Below are 18,368 nucleotides of genomic sequence, written 5' to 3'. Positions count from 1 at the left end.
CGTCATGCCCGCGAAGGGTAAGCACCGCCGTCCGAAGTCCCAGCGTTTCACTCGTTCGATAGCCGTTGCCGGAACCGGCGGAGCGGCTCTCGCCCTGCCGCTTCTGGGAGCCACCGGGGCCCATGCGGCCACGGCGGAGTCAACCGCCCAGTCCGTTTTCTCGCTTTCGGAATCGGCCAAGTCCGTATCGGCCGAGTCCGTTTCCGCGAAGACGGAAAAGGCCGGAAAGGCCACCGCTTCCACGCCTTCCGCCGCCAAGAAGGCAAGCGTCAGGACCTACTCGGTCCAGGCCGGCGACTACCTCTCGAAGATCGCCCAGGAGCAGAGCGTCAGCGGCGGCTGGCGGAAGCTCTACTCGGACAACCGGACCGCCATCGGCTCCGACCCGAGCCTGATCCACCCCGGTCTGAAGCTGACGATCGGCAAGAAGGCCGCGTCGACCTCTTCGCCCTCTTCTTCTTCCTCCTCCTCGTCTTCGACGAAGTCGAAGTCGTCCTCCTCGAAGTCGACCCAGACGGCGACGTCCAAGCCGGCCGCCGAGAACGCGAAGGCCGACACCTCGACGACGACCGAGGCCGCCGACACCAGTGGCTCCAGCAGCTCCAGCGGCTTCACCCTCCCCGTGGCCGGTGCCACCATCGGCACCGCCTACCACGTGGCGGGCAGCATGTGGTCCAGCGGTTACCACACGGGCGTCGACTTCGTCGTCCCGACCGGCACCTCCCTCAAGGCTGTCGGCGCCGGCACGGTCGTCTCCGCGGGCTGGGGCGGCGCGTACGGCAACCAGGTCGTCATCAAGCTCGCCGACGGCTACTACGCCCAGTACGCCCACCTCTCCCAGCTCTCCGTCTCGGCCGGTCAGACCGTGACCGAGGGTCAGCAGGTCGGCCTCTCCGGTGCCACCGGCAACGTGACCGGACCGCACCTGCACTTCGAGATCCGCACCACCCCGGACTACGGCTCCGACGTGGACCCGGTCGCGTACCTCCGCTCGAAGGGCGTCGCCGTCGGCTGACGCCGACTCCTCACGAGGACAGCCGCCGAAGGCCGGACCCCGATCCCCGGGTCCGGTCTTCGGCGTGTCCGAATGTGTACCTCCATGATCATCGCATTGCAGTCTTGTGGCGCGGGTGCCCGCAGCGTCGACAGGGCGAGAAGGTGGGGGCACAGTGAACTCCGTTGCTGCGCAAGCGCTTTCTGCTCTCTGCGACTGTCTACGGAGGACCTGTGCATTCCAGTCGACGCCGAAGAACCGGCGCCGTCGTCGCCGCGATCCTGACGGCCGGGGCGCTCTCCGCGCCCGCCGGACACGCGGCCGAGTCCCCGCGCCGGGTGGTCGAGAACCTCGACCGAGGCCTGGTCGCGGTGCCGTCCGGCAAGGGCACCTTCCTCAGCTGGCGGCTGCTCGGCACCGAGTACGCACGTCATGGCAACGCGATCGCCTTCAACGTGTACAAGGGCGGACGCCGCCTCAACACCGTGCCGATCGTCAAGTCCACGACGTACCAGGACAACAGTCTGGGCACGGGCGCCTACAGCGTCCGGGCGGTCGTCAACGGGCGTGAGCTGCGGCCGAGTTCGGCCCTCACGTTTGACAAGGGCTACGCGGAGATCCCTCTCGCCGCCGCCGACGACTACAGCGTGCAGCACGCCTGGCCCGGCGACCTGGACGGCGACGGACGCTATGAACTCGTCGTCAGCAGACTCTCCCAAACCCGGGACAGGCCCGACCTGTTGGAGGCGTACGCGCTCACCGGCGAGCGGCTGTGGCGGGTCGACCTGGGCCCCGGCTCCTACACCCAGGCAGGCGGAAACGGCGCCAACGACCCTGCCCCCGCGGCGATCAGCGGCTCCACGCCCATCGGCGGCTACCGCAACGACGACAACGTCACGGTGTACGACCTCGACGGCGACGGCAGGGCCGAGGTGCTGGTGCACACGGCCGACGGCACCACCTTCGCGGACGGAGCGAAGGTCACCGCCAACTCGCCCGCCAATCAGTTCATTTCGGTGATCGACGGTGCCACGGGAACCGAACGCACCCGTCAGCCGGTGCCCGACGACCTGGTCGCCGACGGCCCGTCCGGCGGCCACTTCGGCATCGCCTACCTCGACGGCGAACACCCCAGCCTGGTCACGAAGTTGGTCACCAGGGTCGGCGCCAAGCGTGGCGCGTTCCGCATCCTCGTCCAGACCTGGGACTTCAACGGCCAGGATCTGACCAGGCGTTGGAAGTACGCGGTCCCGGCGGCGAGCGGCGCGACCAGCTTCCACCAGATCCGCACGGTCGACGTCGACCAGGACGGACGGGACGAGATCGCCGACGGCAACTACGTGGTGAACAGCGACGGAACGCTCCGGTATGTCGTCGACGGCGCCGGACATGGCGACCGCTTCGACATCGCCGACCTCGATCCCGACCGCCCGGGGCTGGAGGGATTCGCCATCCAGCAGGCCGAGTTGGGCGTCGTGCCGAAGTTCCCCTGGTACTACTACGACGCCGACACCGGTGAGCGCCTGGTGACCGGGCAGCACCCCGCGAGCTGGGAGAACGACACCGACATCGACGTCGGCCGGGGCAACGCCGCCGACATCGACCCCGGCCACCCGGGCTACGAGTACTGGACCTCCACCGCCGATGTCACAGCCCCCGGCGCGGGCGTCCGCAACGTCCAGGACGGCAAGGTCTCCACGACCACGCCGAGCGTCAACTTCCGTATCTGGTGGGACGGGGACAAGGCCGCCGAACTCCTCGACTTCACGCACGTGGAGAAGTGGGACCCGAAGACCGAGACGAGCACGAGGATCTTCGAGCCGTCCGGGGTCGTCTCCGGCCCGCGCAACGCAACCCCTTTCTACGGCGACCTCATCGGCGACTGGCGCGAGGAGATCCTCGCCGAGACCGCCGACCACACGGCACTGCGCCTCTACACGACCACCGAGCCGACAGCGACGCGCGTCTACACGCTCGCCCAGAACCCCGCGTACCGCCTCGGCTGGACCGTGCGCGGCTATCTCCAGTCCACGTACACGGACTACTACCTCGGCACCGAGACCCGCAGGGTGCCGAAGCCCTCGATCACGACCACCAAGGGAGCTGCCTCGTGACGACCACCCGTAGAGCCTTCGGAGCCCTGGCCGTCGGCGGGGCGCTGGCGGCCCTGGCCCCGGCCGGCCAGGCGAGTGCCTCGCCGGGCCACCACCGTGGACGGCTCATCGCCCGCGACGACTTCCGGCACGGCCTCGGCCAGTGGGCCGTCGAACTCCAGGACGGTGGCAGCGTCACGGCGACCCGGGGCGTGCTGGAGGTCGACGTACCGAGCGGCGCGACGGTCTGGTTCAGGCGGAGGCTGAAAGGCCCGTACGTCATCGAGTACACGGCGACGCCGGTCTCGGCGGGCGGGGTCAACGACCGCGTCTCCGACCTGAACAACTTCTGGAACGCCGTCGACGTACGCTCCCCGGACGATCTCTTCGCCACCCCTCGGGGCGGCGCCCTCGCGGAGTACGACTACCTGAAGACGTACTACGTCGGCTACGGCGCCAACACCAACACGACGACGCGGCTGCGCCGTTACGTCGGTGAGGCCGGCGTGCGCCCGTTGATCTACGATTACACGGAGCCGCTGCTGGTCCCGAACGAGCCGCATCGCGTCAGGATCGTCTCGGCCGGTTCGACGGTCCGCTGGTGGAACAACGGGCGGCTCGTCTTCGACTACAGCGACCCGGAGCCGTACACGAGCGGGCACTTCGCCTTCCGTACGACGTGGAGCCATTTCCGGATCACCGACTTCAGCGTCCGTGAGCTGCGTCTCCCTATTATTCCGGGTTGACCAATACTTGACGAGTGGCTTATCTCACCGCCAGTCAACCCTTTCCTACGGTCGCGTAGCTCACATCGGTAGGTGAATCATGGACCGATGTGGCAGACGATTCGAAGAATGACAGCAGAGCAGTGATCGGGTCGTACGTGGCGGTGGGGGACAGCTTCACCGAAGGCGTCGGCGACCCCGGCCCCGACGGGGCGTTCGTCGGCTGGGCCGACCGGTTCGCGGTACTGCTCGCGGACCGGCGCCCGGAGGGCGACTTCGACTACACGAATCTCGCGGTACGCGGGAGGCTGCTCGACCAGATCGTGGCCGAGCAGCTTCCGCAGGCCAAGGAACTGGCGCCCGACATGGTCTCCTTCTGTGCGGGCGGCAACGACATCATCCGGCCCGGCAGCGACCCCGACGAACTCGCCGAGCGCTTCGAGCGGGCGATCGTCGATCTCACCTCGGTGGTCGGCACGGTCATGGTGACGACGGGCTTCGACACCCGCAACGTACCCGTGCTGAAGCACATGCGCGGCAAGATCGCCACGTACAACGGCCATATCCGGGCCATCGCCGACCGGTACGGCTGTCCGGTGCTCGACCTGTGGTCCCTGAAGACCATCCAGGACCGCAGGGCTTGGGATGGCGACCGTCTGCACCTCTCGCCCGAGGGCCACACGCGCGTGGCACTGCGCGCGGGCCAGGTCCTCGGCCTGGAAATCCCGGCCGACCCGGACCAGCCCTGGCCGGTGCTGCCGCCGCGGGGCACCTTCGAGATCCGCCGCGACGACGTCCACTGGGCCCGTGAGTATCTGGTTCCGTGGATCGGGCGGCGGCTGCGGGGCGAGTCGTCGGGGGACCATGTGACGGCGAAGGGGAGTCTGTCGCCGGACGACATCAAGAGCCGCATCGATTGGGTCGCGTGAGGGTCTTGGGTTAAGGCTCGGGGTGTTGTCTGGGTGCGGGTGCGGGTGCGGGTGCGGGTGCGGGTGCGGGTGCGGGTGGGTGGCCTTCGGTGCCTTTCAGCGCCGGTCCGGGCATCTTCAGCCCGTCCGGCGATTGAGGACGAGGCCGTCCAGGCCGAAGGGGGGTCTGGGGGCACAGCCCCAGCCGACGGCCACGAAACTCACCTGCCCGACGTCAACGCCGCCCGCTCAAGGCCCAGTTCCCCAGCCAGCGCCGCGTCCACCCACTGCTCCGCCCGCGCACGCGACACCCCCTCGTACGCCGTCATCTGGACCGCCAGTCCGTCCAGCAGCGCCGTGAGCCGCAGTGCCGTACCCGTCGGGTCGGGGCACTCGAACTCGCCGGCGGCGACGCCCTCCGCGATGACCTCGGTGATCGCGGCCTTCCAGCGCCGGTCCAGGTCCCCGGCGACCTCCCGCAGCGTGGGGTCGCGCAGGGACACCGCCCACCCCTCGATCCACAGCCGCCAGCCCTTGGCCTGACCCGTCGGCGCGTACCAGCGGACGGCGGACCGAAGTCGGCGCAGGGCAGGGGAACGGCGCCCGAGGAGTTTGGCCAGGTGGGTGAGGTCGGCCTCGGCCGCGTACCGGAACGCGGCGGCGACCAGCTTCTCCTTGGTCGAGAAGTGGTACAGCACCAGCGCGTTGCTCACCCCGAGGGCGGCGGCCACGTCGGCGATCCGGACCGCCGCCACGCCCCGCGCCTCGATCTGCTCGATGGCGGCCCGCAGCAGATCCTCGCGCCGCTCGGCCACGCTCAACCGCACTCTTGCCACGCGGTCACAGTAATCCGTCACCGGACACGATGTCGGGGCAGGTCCGTCAATGCCTGTAAATCCCCGCCGATGTGGCTGGTTCGCAGGGCAGGAACACGCGGCCGGACACCGTCACCGATACCAGCCGAACCGCTCCGCGATCACCGGCAGCCGCTCCTCGACGATCGCGTGCGCCGCCGCCCTGGGAGTCGTCCCGTCGGTCTCCGCGCGCGCGAGCACCTGGTCGATCAGAGCGCGCATCGAGCGCCGGGTGTACGCGAACGCCTCCTCCGGGTCCGCGCCGATGTCCCCGAACAGCGTCCACCACCACCAGGCGTTCGTCCCGGAGTTGACGACCACGTCCGGCAGCACGACGATCCCACGCGCGGCGAGCAGCTCCTCGGCCTCCGGCAGCACCGGCATGTTGGCGGCCTCGACAACCCAACGAGCGGTGATCCGCTCCTGGTTCCCGGTGTCGACGGCGTACGAGACCGCGGCCGGCACCAGCACCTCCGCGGCCACGGACAGCCAGGCCTCGCCCGGCAGCTCGCGGTCCTCGGGGCGCAGCACCGCGCGGTCCACGGTGCCGTACGAGTCCCGGGCCGTGAGCAGCGCCTCGATGTCGAGGCCGGCCGGGTTGGCGATCGTGCCCTTGACGTCGGAGACGGCCACCACCGTGAGCCCCGCGCGCGTGAGGAAGCGTGCCGTCGCTCCGCCCATCGTGCCGAGCCCCTGTACGGCGACGCGTGTCCCGGCGTACGGCACCTCGGCCCGGTCGAGCGCCGCGAGCACGGACTCCGCGACCCCGCAGCCGCCGACCAGCTCGTCGAGCCCGATGCCGTCCACCTCGACGGCGAACGCGTCGGCGAGCCGCGCGCGGGCCGCGCTCTCGTCGTCCAGCAGCGGATAGACCGCCTGGATCGACGACACGAGCCCGGCTTCGGCCGCCGCCCGGTCGACGAGATCCTGGGTGAGGCCCAGATCCTCGCCCGTGGTCCACATGCTCTCGACGTACGGCCGCATCGCGCGCAGATAGCGCACCAGCAGGCCGTACGCCCCGGGGTCCTGGGGGTCGCAGTCGACTCCGCCCTTGGCGCCGCCCAGGGGGATGTAGCGGCCCTCCGGGTTGTAGTGCAGGGCTTCCTTCATGGTCATGCCCCGGGCGAGCCCGGCGACCTCGTCCAGGGTGCAGCCCTCGCGCATCCGCAGCCCGCCGCTGGACACGCCCCGCACGAGTCTGTCCACGACGAGGAAGCCCTGGCGGCCGGTCAGGTGATCGGTCCAGGTGAGGGAGAGCAGGGGAGTGCCCTGAGAGGTTGCCATGCGGGCAATATACTGACTCGCTGTTCAGTTGTGAGCCGCCGCGCACTCTCGGTTCCGCACGCCTTGTCCCGTCGCGTGCACCGCCTGTGTCCGGGTGGTCGCTCTTCGTCGCCCTGGAATCGATTCGCCGTCCTGAGCGTTGGAGTTTCCTTGGAAAGACCCGGCCGATGCCCGAGCGACGCCGGAGTGTCAGAGGCGGCGACCATAATGGAATGCCTGACCGACTCCACCTGGAGGTACCGTGACCGGATTCCCCTCTCCGAGCCCCCGGCTGCGCGCGCTGCGGCCCGCCGCCTTCGGCGCGGACCCGAGCGGGGAGCGCCTGGCACGGATCCGCAGATCGCCCCACTTCGCGGACGGCGTCTTCCAGAACCCGCCGGGTACGCCCAGGCCGGACGGCGCCATGCTCGAGTTCGCGAAGTCCTCCCTGCGCAAGGAGGACCGGGTCCGCCGCGCCCCGGCCGGCACGGTGCCGGTGCACGCCACGACGCTCGCCGACCTCGCGAAGCCCCCGGTCACCGGTCTCCGGCTGACCTGGATGGGCCACTCCAGCGTGCTCACCGAGATCGACGGACAGCGGGTGCTCTTCGACCCCGTCTGGGGCGAGCGCTGTTCGCCGTTCGCCTTCGCCGGGCCCAAGCGGCTGCATCCGGTGCCCCTGCCGCTGGCCGCGCTCGGCCCGGTCGACGTCGTCGTCATCTCGCACGATCACTACGACCATCTGGACATGCCCACGATCAAGGAGCTGGCCGGGACGGACACGCTGTTCGCGGTCCCGCTCGGCGTCGGCGCCCACCTGGAGCGCTGGGGTGTCTCCGCCGACCGGCTGCGCGAGCTGGACTGGCACGAGTCGACGAAGGTCGGCGGCCTCACCCTGACCGCCACCCCGGCCCGCCACTTCTGCGGCCGGGGCCTGCGCAACACCCAGCACACCCTCTGGGCCTCCTGGGTGGTCGAGGGCGCGGAGCACCGCGTCTACCACAGCGGCGACACCGGGTACTTCGAGGGCTTCCGGGACATCGGCGCCGCCCACGGCCCGTTCGACGCCACGATGATCCAGATCGGGGCCTACAGCGAGTTCTGGCCCGACATCCACATGACCCCGGAGGAGGGCATGCGCGCCCACCTCGACCTCCAGGGCGGGACGCCGAGCGGTCTGATGCTGCCGATCCACTGGGGCACCTTCAATCTGGCGGCGCACGCCTGGTCGGACCCCGGCGAGGGCACGATCGCCGCCGCCCGCAAGGCCGAGGCGCGGATCGGGCTGCCGCACCCGGGCGAGCCCTTCGAACCCACGGCCGAGACGGTCCCCTCGGAGCCCTGGTGGCGGGGCGTGGCCCTGACCCCGCCGGGCGGGTGGCCGACGCTCGACGCCGGCGGGCCGGCCGATGTCCGTCGTACGGCCGATATCACTCGTACGGCTGATGTGGATGACGCCCCGACCGACACGGCCGGTGACATTCAGGGGGGTGCTGCCGACGGCAGCGGCGAGCCCAAGGCGGTTTCCGCGGGCTGATCGCGAGGGGCGAAAACGGACGACGGTCGGACAGTCGTACGGACGGCGAGAGCCGGGGAGCAGGCTGCTCCCCGGCTCTCGCCTTTTGTTCGTGACCGGTTCTGACCAGCCTCGATCGATTGGCAGGGGTAAGGGAACGTACGTCCGAGGTGATTGTCGGTCTGCCGTGCGAGGTCGCATACCAGAGCGGCGCGGTGTCCGGGGCAGTTTGTCAACTGCCCACCGCACATGTTGCGTTGGCGACTACTGTGAGTGGCCGCCGGGCGACACAGGGCCGTTTTTTCGGCTCTCGACGCGCGATCCCCAGGTCCCGACGCACCAGTACGAGGACGAAGATGTCTCACCTCCGAGCACCGGCCCCCCGCGCAGACCGCCGTGAGGGCGGGCGGCACGGTCGGCCGGTCGCCCGTACCGTCCCCTCGCTGCCCGAGACCCACATACGGCCGCAGCTCATGCGGCTCGCCGTGCTGCCGCCGCTCGCGGTCGCCCTCAGTGCCTGCGCGGCCTTCCTGTTCATCGTCCGTTCCGGCGGGGTGCGGCCCACCCTCACCCTGTTCGCCGTGCTCGCCGGCGCGTTCGCGGTCGCTCTCGGGGGCATCGTGATCGCGCTGGTGGCCGCCGACCGTGCCGCCAGATCCGTGCACGAACGCCTCGCCGCCCTGCGCCGCACCAGCGCCCGCGGTGAGGCCGACCTGCGCGCCCTCGTCGACGCGCTGCGGCGCGGCGACGCACCCCCGGCCCGCAGGACCCGCGGTGTCCCCGCGGCCGACGCCGACGACTTCGAACTCCTCGGCGTCGACCTCGCGCGTGCCCACGACAGTGCCGTCACCGCCGTCGTGCAGGCCTCGCAGCTCTCCAGCCAGGCGGGCAGCGAACAGAAGGTCGAGGTCTTCGTCAACCTCGCCCGGCGCCTCCAGTCGCTCGTGCACCGCGAGATCTCCATCCTCGACGAGCTGGAACACGAGATCGAGGACCCCGACCTCCTCAAGGGCCTCTTCCACGTCGACCACCTCGCCACCCGAATCCGGCGGCACGCGGAGAACCTCGCCGTGCTCGGCGGCGCCGTCTCCCGCCGGCAGTGGAGCAACCCGGTCTCCATGACGGAGGTGCTCCGCTCGGCCATCGCGGAGGTCGAGCAGTACTCGCGGGTCAAGCTCGTGCCCCCGATCGACGGCACCCTGCGCGGCCACGCCGTCGCCGACGTCATCCACCTGCTCGCCGAACTCGTCGAGAATGCCACCGTGTTCTCCGCCCCGCACACCCAGGTGCTGCTGCGCGCCAACCTCGTCACCTCGGGGCTCGCCGTCGAGGTCGAGGACCGCGGCCTCGGCATGCCCGTGGGCGAACAGCACAAGATGAACACGCTGCTCACCGACCCCGACCAGGTCAATGTCGCCAGCCTGCTCCAGGACGGCCGCATCGGACTCTTCGTGGTCTCCCAGCTCGCCCGCAGACACGGCATCCACGTCCGCCTCCAGACCAACATCTACGGCGGCGTACAGGCCGTACTCGTCGTGCCGCAGGGGCTGCTCGGCACGGACACACCCCCGAGTGGATCAGGGGGCGTATCGCAGCCCCGGCCCCAGGACCAGGCTCAGCCCCCTGTCCAGGAGACCGGCGGCATGCGGCGGGTGGCCGAGCCGCCCCGACAGCGTCCGTCGGCCGCCGGCCACGAGGGACGGCCGCCGGCGCCCGGAACACCCGGACCCGGGACACCGTCCGGCGGTTCGACGCGCCGACGCCCGGAGGCGGCCCGGCCCGCCGCACCGGCGCCGAACGGCCGGGGCCCGGTACCGCTGCCCGTACGCGGGGCCCAGGGGGAGCGGCCCAACCCCGCGGAGGCGATGCCCGGCATCCGCTCCGACGACCGGCGGACCGTCGCGGAGAACATGGCCGCGCCGACCGCCCCCCGGACCGGCGCCGTGCGCGGCACCATGGGCAAGCCCCAGCTGCCCCGCCGCCGCGCCCAGGAACACATCGCGCCCCAACTGCGCGGCGGCCCGGCGGCCCCCCGCCCCGAGGGCGAACTCGTCGGACACGACCCCGGCCTCATGGCCGCCTTCCAGCGCGGCATCGGGCTCGCCGAGGCGCGCCAGCTGGAGCCGGGCTACACGGACCCGGCCATCGCGGCGATGGAGCGGGAGTACGCGGCGGCGTACGGGGAACCGGCCCCCAGGCCGTCGGCGCCCTCGGAATCGACGTACGCGGAGCCCTCGCGCCCCGCCGCGTCGGACGCCGTACCCCTGGAGCCGCTGTCCAGGGAGCGGCTCTCCACGCGCCCGACCGGCCCCGACACCCCTGCGCCGCCCACCGCCGCGGGCCGCGTCGACGACGTACCGCCCCCGGACCCGTCCCACATAGCCGAGGTGCACCGACTGCGCGCGCCCGGACCCGACCTGGACCTCACTGCCCGGCACGACGGGAGCGCACCGGCCGGATGACCACCCCCCGCTGTTCCACCCCTGCCCCCACCCCCAGCGCTCCCGCAGACCTTCGTACCCCAAGGAGTCGATCCACCATGGCGAGCGATGTGCCGACCGGCCATGTATCCGATCTCGACTGGCTGATGAGCGGCCTCGTCCAGCGCGTACCGCACACCACGAGCGCGGTACTCCTGTCCTGCGACGGACTCGTGAAGTCCGTCCACGGACTCGACCCGGACAGCGCCGACCACATGGCCGCCCTGGCCTCCGGTCTCTACTCCCTCGGACGCAGCGCGGGCGTCCGGTTCGGGGACGGCGGTGAGGTCCGGCAGGTCGTCGTCGAACTCGACTCGACCCTGCTGTTCGTCACCACCGCGGGCTCCGGCACCTGTCTCGCCGTGCTGGCCGGCCGCGAGGCCGACGCCGCCGTGCTCGGCTACGAGATGGCGATGCTGGTCAAGAGCGTCCGCCCCTACCTGATGACCGCGCCCCGGCAGTCCGCCGAACCCTCGGCGATGAGGCCTTGAGCGTGACGGCGGCCGGCGACGGGCCCTGGCTCGACGACGCGGCCGGACGGCTCGTGCGCCCCTACACCGTCAGCAACGGCCGGACCCGGCCGACCACCGCCCTCGACCTCATGTCCCAGGTGATGGCCACCGGGAACACCCCGCTCGGCTACCTCGGCCCCGAACACGCCCAGGCGATCGACCTCTGCCGGGTGCCCGTCTCGGTCGCCGAGGTGGCCGCCCATCTGAAGCTGCCGGCGGCCGTCACCAAGGTGCTGCTGTCCGACCTCGTCGACTGCGGGGCACTCACGACGAAACCGCCCGAGTTCTACCACAACCCCACTGACCGGTCTCTTCTGGAGGCAGTGCTCGATGGACTACGACGACAGCTCTGATCCCTTCCCCACCGCATTGAAGATCCTGGTGGCGGGAGGATTCGGAGTCGGCAAGACGACCTTCGTCGGCGCGGTGAGCGAGATCGCGCCGCTCAGCACGGAGGAACTGCTCACCACGGTCAGCGCCTCGACCGACAGTCTCGAAGGCATCGAGAACAAGGTCGAGACCACCGTGGCGATGGACTTCGGCCGTATCACCCTGGACCCCGAACACGTGCTCTATCTGTTCGGTACGCCCGGACAGGAGCGGTTCTGGTTCATGTGGGACGAGCTGTCCGAGGGCGCGCTCGGCGCGGTCATCCTCGCCGACACCCGGCGCCTGGAGGACTGCTTCGCGGCCGTCGACTTCTTCGAACAGCGCGGCCTCGGCTTCATCGTGGCGATCAACGAGTTCGACGGCTCGTACCGCTACGACCCCGAGGAGGTGCGCGCCGCGATCGATCTCGATCCCGACATCCCGATCGTGCGCTGCGACGCCCGGATCTCCAGTTCCGGGGTGCAGACACTGCTCACCCTCGTACGGCATCTGCTCGCCCACGCGCCCGCGCCAGCACCCTCCGCCCACAGTGAGGGAGCCCGCCCATGAGCTACGACCCGCCGCGCCCGGCCGGTCGTCTGCTGCTGACTCCCGAGGACAAGGACGCCCCCGCCCGCATCCGCCGACTGCGTGGACTCGGCCTCGGGGAACGGCCCGAGCCCGCCCTGGACGCCTTCGCGGACCGTCTCGCGGAGCTGGTCGGCGCGCCCTACGCGATGGTCAACTTCATCGGCGAGGAACGGCAGTTCTTCGCCGGGCTCCATGTTCCGGCCGACGTCGGAACCTCCGGACGGACCGGCGCCGACTCCGACGAGGAGAGGCCGCGCGTGGGCCGGCGGCTGCCGCGCGACCACGGGTTCTGCCCGCATGTGGTGGTCCGGCGCAAGGCGCTCGTCCTGGAGGACGTCCGTGACTATCCGCGGTTCGCGGGCAATCCGGTCGTCGACGAGTTCGGCATCCGCTCGTATCTGGGCGCGCCGCTCATCGACACCACGGGCATGGCGCTGGGCACGGTGTGCGCCGCCGACCTCGAACCGCGCCCCTGGGGGAGGGCGGGGCTGGAGACCATCAAGGCGATGGCGGCGGAGCTGGTCGGACAACTGGCGCCCGGGTAGGGCCTGTCCCGGCGCGGGACGTCCGCGTCAAACGGAGACCGTCTCGCCGTCCGGGAACATGATCAGGGCGCGGCCCTCCTCCGTCACCGCGCACGACACCGCCTCGCGCAGGGCCTGCGGATGCACGGCGTCCCGGGTCAGCGCGACCAGGGACACGAACAGCCTGCTCGCGCCCGGGGACTCGGCCGCGCGCTGGAGATACGGCGTCGCCGAGTGCGGGCCGAAGGCGTTGGCGTCGACCTCACGGGCCACGCCCGAGATCTCGTCCCAGCCGTGCAGCGCGACGACCACACTGGTCAGCCCGGAGCCCGTACGGGTCAGGGCCCAGCCGTCGCCACGCTCGGCCTCGGGCAGGGCGGTGTCGGCCACCGCGTAACCGCCCTCCCGGACCGCCGCCTCGGACGGTGCCTGGACGCGGTGCACGCGGATCTCCCAGGAACCGTGCAGCACGCTCGTCGACTCGACCCGGAACTCCCCTTCCACGCCCGGGAGTTCGGCCTCGTACCGGGAGGCGGCGACCTTCCCCGAGCAGTGCAGCGGAAGGATTCTGCACCTCCGTGACGCCGTGCCGTCGGGGGCGAGCAGAGCCAGGTGACCGTCCACGTTCCGCTGCCAGGCCACCGCGCCCGTCTCCGGTGCGGTGGCCGTCGAGTAGCCGAACTTGGCGTAGTGCGGGTCGTCGGTGGCGGGTCCCTCCATCGGGTTGTGGTCGCTGCCGTGGTTGACGAGCCGCACGATGCCGTCGTGCCGCGTGCCGTGCAGCAGCCAGCCCGGTCCCGGCAGCGCCGTGTACTGGTCCGACTCCTCGACAGGCAGCGGGCGTTCGGGTGCCGTCCACACCAGATGCTCCGGGGGCAGCAGCAGGCCCAGGAAGGCCATGCTCGACCAGTACGGCGATCCGGGCCCCGAATACGCCTGGGTCGCCGGCAGAAACGTGCCGTACCAGCCCAGCGGCAGCAGCCCGCGCTCGTCGGGCACCCCGCGCTCCACGAAGTGCGCCACCGCGCCCGATGCCAGCCGCCGGGTCAGTCCAGGGGCCAGCGGAGTGCACTCGGCCAGGGCGCCCAGCCAGACGGGAGCGGTCGCGGCGAAACGGTACGTCAGGGAGCGGCCCTGGTGGACGGGGGCGCCGTCCGCCCCGAAGAACTGGGGGTAGGAGGCCAGGAACTGGGCCAGCCGACGGCGGAAGACCCGGCCGCGCCCGCCGTCCTCGCCGCCCGTCATCCGGCACCACAGCAGCGGGTACAAGTGCAGTGCCCAACCGACGTAGTAGTCGAACGTACGGCCGTCGCCGTCGCTGTACCAGCCGCCGCCGGCATACCAGTCGTCGAGCCGGTCGAGCCCGCTGTCGATGTCCTCCTGGCGGTGCGGCGCGCCCACCGAGGCCAGGAACTGTTCGGCGACGACCTGGCACAGCCGCCCGCTGTCGTCCCGGGTGCGGCGGCCCACGAACCCCCACAGCCAGTCGACGATCCGTTCCTGGACGTCCACGTCGAGCCGGTCCCAGATCCATGGGCGGGTCTCGTGCAGCCCGATGGCGATCGAGGCGGCCTCGTTCATCGGCTGGGAGCGGTCGGTGAGTTCGGGCCAGGCCTCGCCGCTGTCACGGTCCGTGCCCGTTGTCAGACCCTGCGCGTAGCGTTCCACGAGGCGGGAATCCACCTCGCCCGCCGCTCCCGCGATCCGGAAGGAGGCCAGCAGGAATGACCGCGCGAAACCCTCGAGACCGTCCGACACCACACCCGCCGAGGAGTTCCGGCCCGGCAGCCGGTACTGCGCGAGACCCGGCGTCGCATAGGGGACCAGCGCCTCCAACTGCCGGTCGGCGAGCACCTCCCAGTGTGCCCGGGTCCAGCCGGTGAACAGCGACAGGACCCGGTCGTTGGGCGGGAGCGCCAAGTGCGGTGCGGGCATGTCGGGTTCCTGGCTCCTTCATCGGGTGCGTCTGCGGGTTCGCGCGGTTTCTCAGAAGGGATACGGCTGATGGTTCCGGTCGGATCAACCGGTGGGTGGCTGTTGTGGTTCATCCGGCCAATGGGGATATGCCAGCCGCGTCCGGCGTGAAGGAAAGCTGCGGCGGCGCTTAAGAAATCCTCGATGGACCGGGGAGTCGCCGTGCGGCAGATTTCTTCTCGCGGCCCAGGTTCTCGGCCTCACCCCTCTCCCCGGCACGGGCTCCTTCGGTGTGTCCTGCTCCGGGGTTCTACCCACAGGAGCCGTTGCGTTGAAGGCGCTCGTCAAGGAGAAGGCGGAGCCCGGGCTGTGGCTCGTGGACGTACCGGAACCGGCCGTCGGCCCCGGTGACGTACTGATCAAGGTGCTCAGAACCGGGATCTGCGGCACCGACCTGCACATACGGGCCTGGGACGGCTGGGCGCGACAGGCGATCCGTACGCCGCTCGTCGTCGGTCACGAGTTCGTCGGCGAGGTCGTGGGGACCGGCCGCGATGTGACCGACATCGGTGTCGGCGACCGGGTCAGCGGGGAGGGGCACCTGGTCTGCGGCAAGTGCCGCAACTGTCTCGCCGGGCGCCGTCATCTGTGCCGGGCCACGGTGGGGCTCGGGGTCGGCCGGGACGGCGCCTTCGCCGAGTACGTGGCGCTGCCCGCCGCCAACGTGTGGGTGCACCGCGTGCCCGTGGACCTGGACGTGGCGGCGATCTTCGACCCGTTCGGCAACGCCGTGCACACCGCGCTGTCGTTCCCGCTGGTCGGCGAGGACGTCCTGATCACGGGGGCCGGCCCGATCGGGCTGATGACGGCGGCGGTGGCGCGGCACGCGGGAGCGCGGAACGTCGTCGTCACCGACGTCAGCGAGGAACGGCTGGAACTGGCGCGCAAGATCGGCGCGAGCCTGGCGCTGAACGTCTCCGGCGCGACCGTCGCCGACGGCCAGCGCGCCCTCGGCCTGCGCGAGGGCTTCGACATCGGCCTGGAGATGTCCGGCCACCCCGATGCGCTGCGCGACATGATCGCCAACATGACGCACGGCGGACGCATCGCCATGCTGGGCCTGCCGGCCGAGGAGTTCCCGGTCGACTGGGCCCGGATCGTCACCTCCATGATCACCATCAAGGGCATCTACGGCCGTGAGATGTTCGAGACCTGGTACGCGATGTCGGTACTGCTGGAGGGCGGCCTCGACCTCACCCCGGTCATCACCGGCCGGTACGGCATCCGAGACCACGAGGCCGCCTTCGCGGACGCGGCGAGCGGCCGGGGCGGCAAGGTCATCCTCGACTGGACCGCGTGAGTCATCTGCTGGGCCAGGTAAGTCACCTGCATCTTTAGGAGCTTTGAGATGTTCGACTCCGTGCGCGACGACCTGCGCGCCACCCTCGACGAGATCCGCGCCGCCGGTCTGCACAAGCCCGAGCGCGTCATCGGCAGCCCGCAGTCCGCGACGGTCGCCGTCACCGCGGGCGGGCGTCCCGGCGAGGTCCTCAACTTCTGCGCGAACAACTACCTGGGTCTCGCCGACCACCCCGAGGTCGTGGCCGCCGCCCACGAGGCACTCGACCGCTGGGGCTACGGCATGGCCTCCGTGCGCTTCATCTGCGGTACGCAGGAGGTGCACAAGGAGCTGGAGGCCCGTCTTTCGGCGTTCCTCGGCCAGGAGGACACGATCCTCTACTCCTCCTGCTTCGACGCCAACGGAGGCGTCTTCGAGACCCTCCTCGACGCCGAGGACGCGGTGATCTCCGACGCCCTCAACCACGCCTCCATCATCGACGGCATCCGCCTGTCCAAGGCCCGCCGCTTCCGTTACGCCAACCGTGATCTCGCCGATCTGGAAAGGCAGTTGAAGGACGCGTCCGACGCACGGCGCCGACTGATCGTCACCGACGGCGTGTTCTCCATGGACGGATACGTGGCCCCCCTGCGCGAGATCTGCGACCTCGCCGACCGTTACGACGCGATGGTCATGGTCGACGACTCGCACGCCGTCGGCTTCGTCGGCCCCGGCGGCCGGGGCACCCCCGAACTGCACGGCGTCATGGACCGCGTGGACATCATCACGGGCACCCTGGGCAAGGCGCTGGGCGGCGCCTCCGGGGGCTATGTGGCCGCCCGCGCGGAGATCGTCGCCCTTCTGCGCCAGCGCTCCCGGCCCTACCTGTTCTCGAACACGCTCGCCCCGGTGATCGCCGCCGCCTCCCTGAAGGTGCTCGACCTGCTGGAGTCGGCGGACGACCTGCGGATCCGGCTCGCCGAGAACACCGCCCTGTTCCGCCGCCGGATGACCGAGGAGGGCTTCGACGTCCTGCCCGGCGACCATGCCATCGCACCCGTGATGATCGGGGACGCGGCCAAGGCGGGCCGGCTGGCGGAGCTGCTGCTGGAGCGCGGCGTGTACGTGATCGGCTTCTCGTACCCGGTGGTGCCGCAGGGCAAGGCCCGGATTCGCGTCCAGTTGTCGGCGGCGCACTCCACCGAGGACGTGAACCGCGCGGTCGATGCCTTTGTCGCGGCCAGGGCGGAGCTGGAGGGCTGAGCGGATCGCCCCGGACACACGGTTCCGGACGTACTGGATAATCGATCGCATGATCGAAGCGCGGCGGCTCCACATCCTCCGTGCGGTGGCGGACCACCGTACGGTGACGGCGGCTGCCGCCGCGCTGTACCTCACCCCCTCCGCCGTCTCCCAGCAGCTGGCGGCCCTGGAGCAGGAGACCGGCCACCGTCTGGTGGAGCGCGGTGCCAAGGGCGTACGGCTGACCGCCGCCGGCGAGATCCTCCTCGGCCACACCAACGTCGTCCTCGCCCAGCTGGAGCGGGCGGAGGCCGAGCTGGCCGCGTACGACTCGGGTGCCGCGGGCACGGTCACCGTCGCCGCCTTCGCGACCGGCATCGCCCTGGTCGTCGCCCCTGCCCTGGCCCGCCTCGCCGGGACCGCCCCCGGCATCCGGATCCGCGTCCAGGACGCCGAGGGCGACGCCAGCCTGCCGATGGTGCTCGACCGGCAGGTCGACGTCGCGGTGGCCGTCGAGTACCGGGGAGCACCGCCCGCCGACGACCCCCGCCTTACCCACGTCCCCCTCTACGCCGAGCCCTTCGACGCGGTCGTCCCGGTCACCCACCGCCTGGCCGACGCCCAGGAGGTGCCGCTCGCCGAACTGGCCAAGGACTCGTGGATCGGCCCGTACCCCGGCAATCCCTGCCACGAGGTGGTCGTCCTGGCCTGCGAGAACGCCGGATTCCGGCCCCGCCTCGAACACTCCTCGGACGACTTCCGCGCGGTCGTCGCCCTCGCCTCGGCCGACGCGGGCGTGGCCCTCGTACCGCGCTCGGCCCTGCGCGGCATGGACCTCACGGGTGTGGTCGTGTGCCCGGTCGACGGGGTCGCACCCACGCGGCGGGTCTTCGCGGCGGTACGCAGGGGAGCGGAGGAACACCCGCTGATCCGCCCGGTGTTGGAGGCGCTGGGCGTGGCGGCGCAGGGGTAGGGACCGGTCCGGCGGTTCGGGTCGTGGACGCGAGGCTGCCCCGCTGATCGGCGGGGCTGTCGTCGGTTGTC

The 18,368-nt window shown here is 71.1% G+C and carries 16 protein-coding genes; 13 read left to right on the top strand and 3 right to left on the bottom strand.

Annotated features, from left to right (window positions below; translation table 11 throughout):
- The first annotated feature begins 4 nt into the window (after positions 1 to 4).
- The 4 genes from ACFYXF_RS18905 (at position 5) to ACFYXF_RS18890 (ending at position 4,741) form a co-directional block, all read left to right on the top strand.
- Complete coding sequence (locus ACFYXF_RS18905) at positions 5 to 1,015, top strand: peptidoglycan DD-metalloendopeptidase family protein (RefSeq protein WP_389350714.1); 1,011 nt, start codon at positions 5 to 7, stop codon at positions 1,013 to 1,015.
- A gap of 212 nt (positions 1,016 to 1,227) precedes the next feature.
- Positions 1,228 to 3,108 carry a hypothetical protein gene (locus tag ACFYXF_RS18900; RefSeq protein ID WP_389350713.1) on the top strand — a complete coding sequence of 627 codons (1,881 nt, stop codon included), beginning with the start codon at positions 1,228 to 1,230 and terminating at the stop codon, positions 3,106 to 3,108.
- A complete protein-coding gene (locus ACFYXF_RS18895; protein ID WP_389350712.1) occupies positions 3,105 to 3,833 on the top strand; it encodes a DUF6250 domain-containing protein in 729 nt (242 codons plus the stop codon). Before ACFYXF_RS18900 ends, ACFYXF_RS18895 begins: the two co-directional genes overlap by 4 nt.
- Before the next feature lie 122 nt (positions 3,834 to 3,955).
- The gene (locus tag ACFYXF_RS18890) at positions 3,956 to 4,741 is read left to right on the top strand and encodes an SGNH/GDSL hydrolase family protein (protein ID WP_389350768.1); all 786 of its coding nucleotides are present in this window, start codon (positions 3,956 to 3,958) and stop codon (positions 4,739 to 4,741) included.
- A gap of 200 nt (positions 4,742 to 4,941) precedes the next feature.
- Here the strand turns inward: ACFYXF_RS18890 and ACFYXF_RS18885 are convergent, their stop codons facing one another.
- The gene (locus tag ACFYXF_RS18885; RefSeq protein ID WP_389350711.1) at positions 4,942 to 5,556 is read right to left on the bottom strand and encodes a TetR/AcrR family transcriptional regulator; all 615 of its coding nucleotides are present in this window, start codon (positions 5,554 to 5,556) and stop codon (positions 4,942 to 4,944) included.
- Positions 5,557 to 5,667: 111 nt separating this feature from the next.
- Complete coding sequence (locus tag ACFYXF_RS18880) at positions 5,668 to 6,858, bottom strand: Glu/Leu/Phe/Val dehydrogenase dimerization domain-containing protein (RefSeq protein WP_389350710.1); 1,191 nt, start codon at positions 6,856 to 6,858, stop codon at positions 5,668 to 5,670.
- 241 nt (positions 6,859 to 7,099) lie between these two features.
- On the opposite strand from ACFYXF_RS18880, the gene ACFYXF_RS18875 reads away from it, so the two are divergent.
- From ACFYXF_RS18875 to ACFYXF_RS18850, 6 genes are all read left to right on the top strand, one after another.
- Positions 7,100 to 8,374, top strand: a complete 1,275-nt coding sequence (locus ACFYXF_RS18875; RefSeq protein ID WP_389350709.1) for an MBL fold metallo-hydrolase — start codon at positions 7,100 to 7,102, stop codon at positions 8,372 to 8,374.
- Between the two features lie 335 nt (positions 8,375 to 8,709).
- Complete coding sequence (locus tag ACFYXF_RS18870) at positions 8,710 to 10,815, top strand: ATP-binding protein (protein WP_389350708.1); 2,106 nt, start codon at positions 8,710 to 8,712, stop codon at positions 10,813 to 10,815.
- Positions 10,816 to 10,892: 77 nt separating this feature from the next.
- The gene (locus ACFYXF_RS18865; protein ID WP_105969869.1) at positions 10,893 to 11,324 is read left to right on the top strand and encodes a roadblock/LC7 domain-containing protein; all 432 of its coding nucleotides are present in this window, start codon (positions 10,893 to 10,895) and stop codon (positions 11,322 to 11,324) included.
- 2 nt (positions 11,325 to 11,326) lie between these two features.
- Positions 11,327 to 11,698, top strand: coding sequence for a DUF742 domain-containing protein (locus ACFYXF_RS18860; RefSeq protein WP_235473460.1), 372 nt, complete (start codon positions 11,327 to 11,329; stop codon positions 11,696 to 11,698).
- Positions 11,676 to 12,284, top strand: a complete 609-nt coding sequence (locus tag ACFYXF_RS18855) for an ATP/GTP-binding protein (RefSeq protein ID WP_389350707.1) — start codon at positions 11,676 to 11,678, stop codon at positions 12,282 to 12,284. The genes ACFYXF_RS18860 and ACFYXF_RS18855 overlap by 23 nt, the downstream gene beginning before the upstream one ends.
- Complete coding sequence (locus tag ACFYXF_RS18850; protein WP_389350706.1) at positions 12,281 to 12,850, top strand: GAF domain-containing protein; 570 nt, start codon at positions 12,281 to 12,283, stop codon at positions 12,848 to 12,850. Before ACFYXF_RS18855 ends, ACFYXF_RS18850 begins: the two co-directional genes overlap by 4 nt.
- 27 nt (positions 12,851 to 12,877) lie before the next feature.
- Here the strand turns inward: ACFYXF_RS18850 and ACFYXF_RS18845 are convergent, their stop codons facing one another.
- Positions 12,878 to 14,764 (bottom strand): DUF2264 domain-containing protein, encoded by a 1,887-nt coding sequence (locus ACFYXF_RS18845; protein WP_389350705.1) that lies wholly within the window; start codon positions 14,762 to 14,764, stop codon positions 12,878 to 12,880.
- Between the two features lie 310 nt (positions 14,765 to 15,074).
- On the opposite strand from ACFYXF_RS18845, the gene tdh reads away from it, so the two are divergent.
- The 3 genes from tdh to ACFYXF_RS18830 are packed head-to-tail and all read left to right on the top strand — an operon-like array spanning position 15,075 to position 18,297.
- Positions 15,075 to 16,103 (top strand): L-threonine 3-dehydrogenase, encoded by a 1,029-nt coding sequence (tdh, locus tag ACFYXF_RS18840; RefSeq protein ID WP_389350704.1) that lies wholly within the window; start codon positions 15,075 to 15,077, stop codon positions 16,101 to 16,103.
- A gap of 48 nt (positions 16,104 to 16,151) precedes the next feature.
- A complete protein-coding gene (locus tag ACFYXF_RS18835) occupies positions 16,152 to 17,345 on the top strand; it encodes a glycine C-acetyltransferase (RefSeq protein WP_389350703.1) in 1,194 nt (397 codons plus the stop codon).
- Between the two features lie 49 nt (positions 17,346 to 17,394).
- Complete coding sequence (locus ACFYXF_RS18830; RefSeq protein ID WP_389350702.1) at positions 17,395 to 18,297, top strand: LysR family transcriptional regulator; 903 nt, start codon at positions 17,395 to 17,397, stop codon at positions 18,295 to 18,297.
- The last annotated feature ends 71 nt before the right edge of the window (positions 18,298 to 18,368 follow it).

Origin of the sequence: Streptomyces sp. NPDC002680 (assembly GCF_042889145.1) — a bacterium.
Classification (GTDB): Bacteria; Actinomycetota; Actinomycetes; order Streptomycetales; family Streptomycetaceae; genus Streptomyces; species Streptomyces adonidis.
This window is presented reverse-complemented; position numbering and strand designations above follow the sequence as displayed.

Bases quoted from the DNA above. Each gene is read 5' to 3' on its own strand.
- ACFYXF_RS18905 (WP_389350714.1), top strand. From the start codon at position 5: ATGCCCGCGAAGGGTAAGCACCGCCGTCCGAAGTCCCAGCGTTTCACT.
- ACFYXF_RS18880 (WP_389350710.1), bottom strand. From the start codon at position 6,858: ATGGCAACCTCTCAGGGCACTCCCCTGCTCTCCCTCACCTGGACCGAT.
- ACFYXF_RS18870 (WP_389350708.1), top strand. From the start codon at position 8,710: ATGTCTCACCTCCGAGCACCGGCCCCCCGCGCAGACCGCCGTGAGGGC.
- ACFYXF_RS18865 (WP_105969869.1), top strand. From the start codon at position 10,893: ATGGCGAGCGATGTGCCGACCGGCCATGTATCCGATCTCGACTGGCTG.
- ACFYXF_RS18855 (WP_389350707.1), top strand. From the start codon at position 11,676: ATGGACTACGACGACAGCTCTGATCCCTTCCCCACCGCATTGAAGATC.
- ACFYXF_RS18850 (WP_389350706.1), top strand. From the start codon at position 12,281: ATGAGCTACGACCCGCCGCGCCCGGCCGGTCGTCTGCTGCTGACTCCC.
- ACFYXF_RS18845 (WP_389350705.1), bottom strand. From the start codon at position 14,764: ATGCCCGCACCGCACTTGGCGCTCCCGCCCAACGACCGGGTCCTGTCG.
- ACFYXF_RS18835 (WP_389350703.1), top strand. From the start codon at position 16,152: ATGTTCGACTCCGTGCGCGACGACCTGCGCGCCACCCTCGACGAGATC.
- ACFYXF_RS18830 (WP_389350702.1), top strand. From the start codon at position 17,395: ATGATCGAAGCGCGGCGGCTCCACATCCTCCGTGCGGTGGCGGACCAC.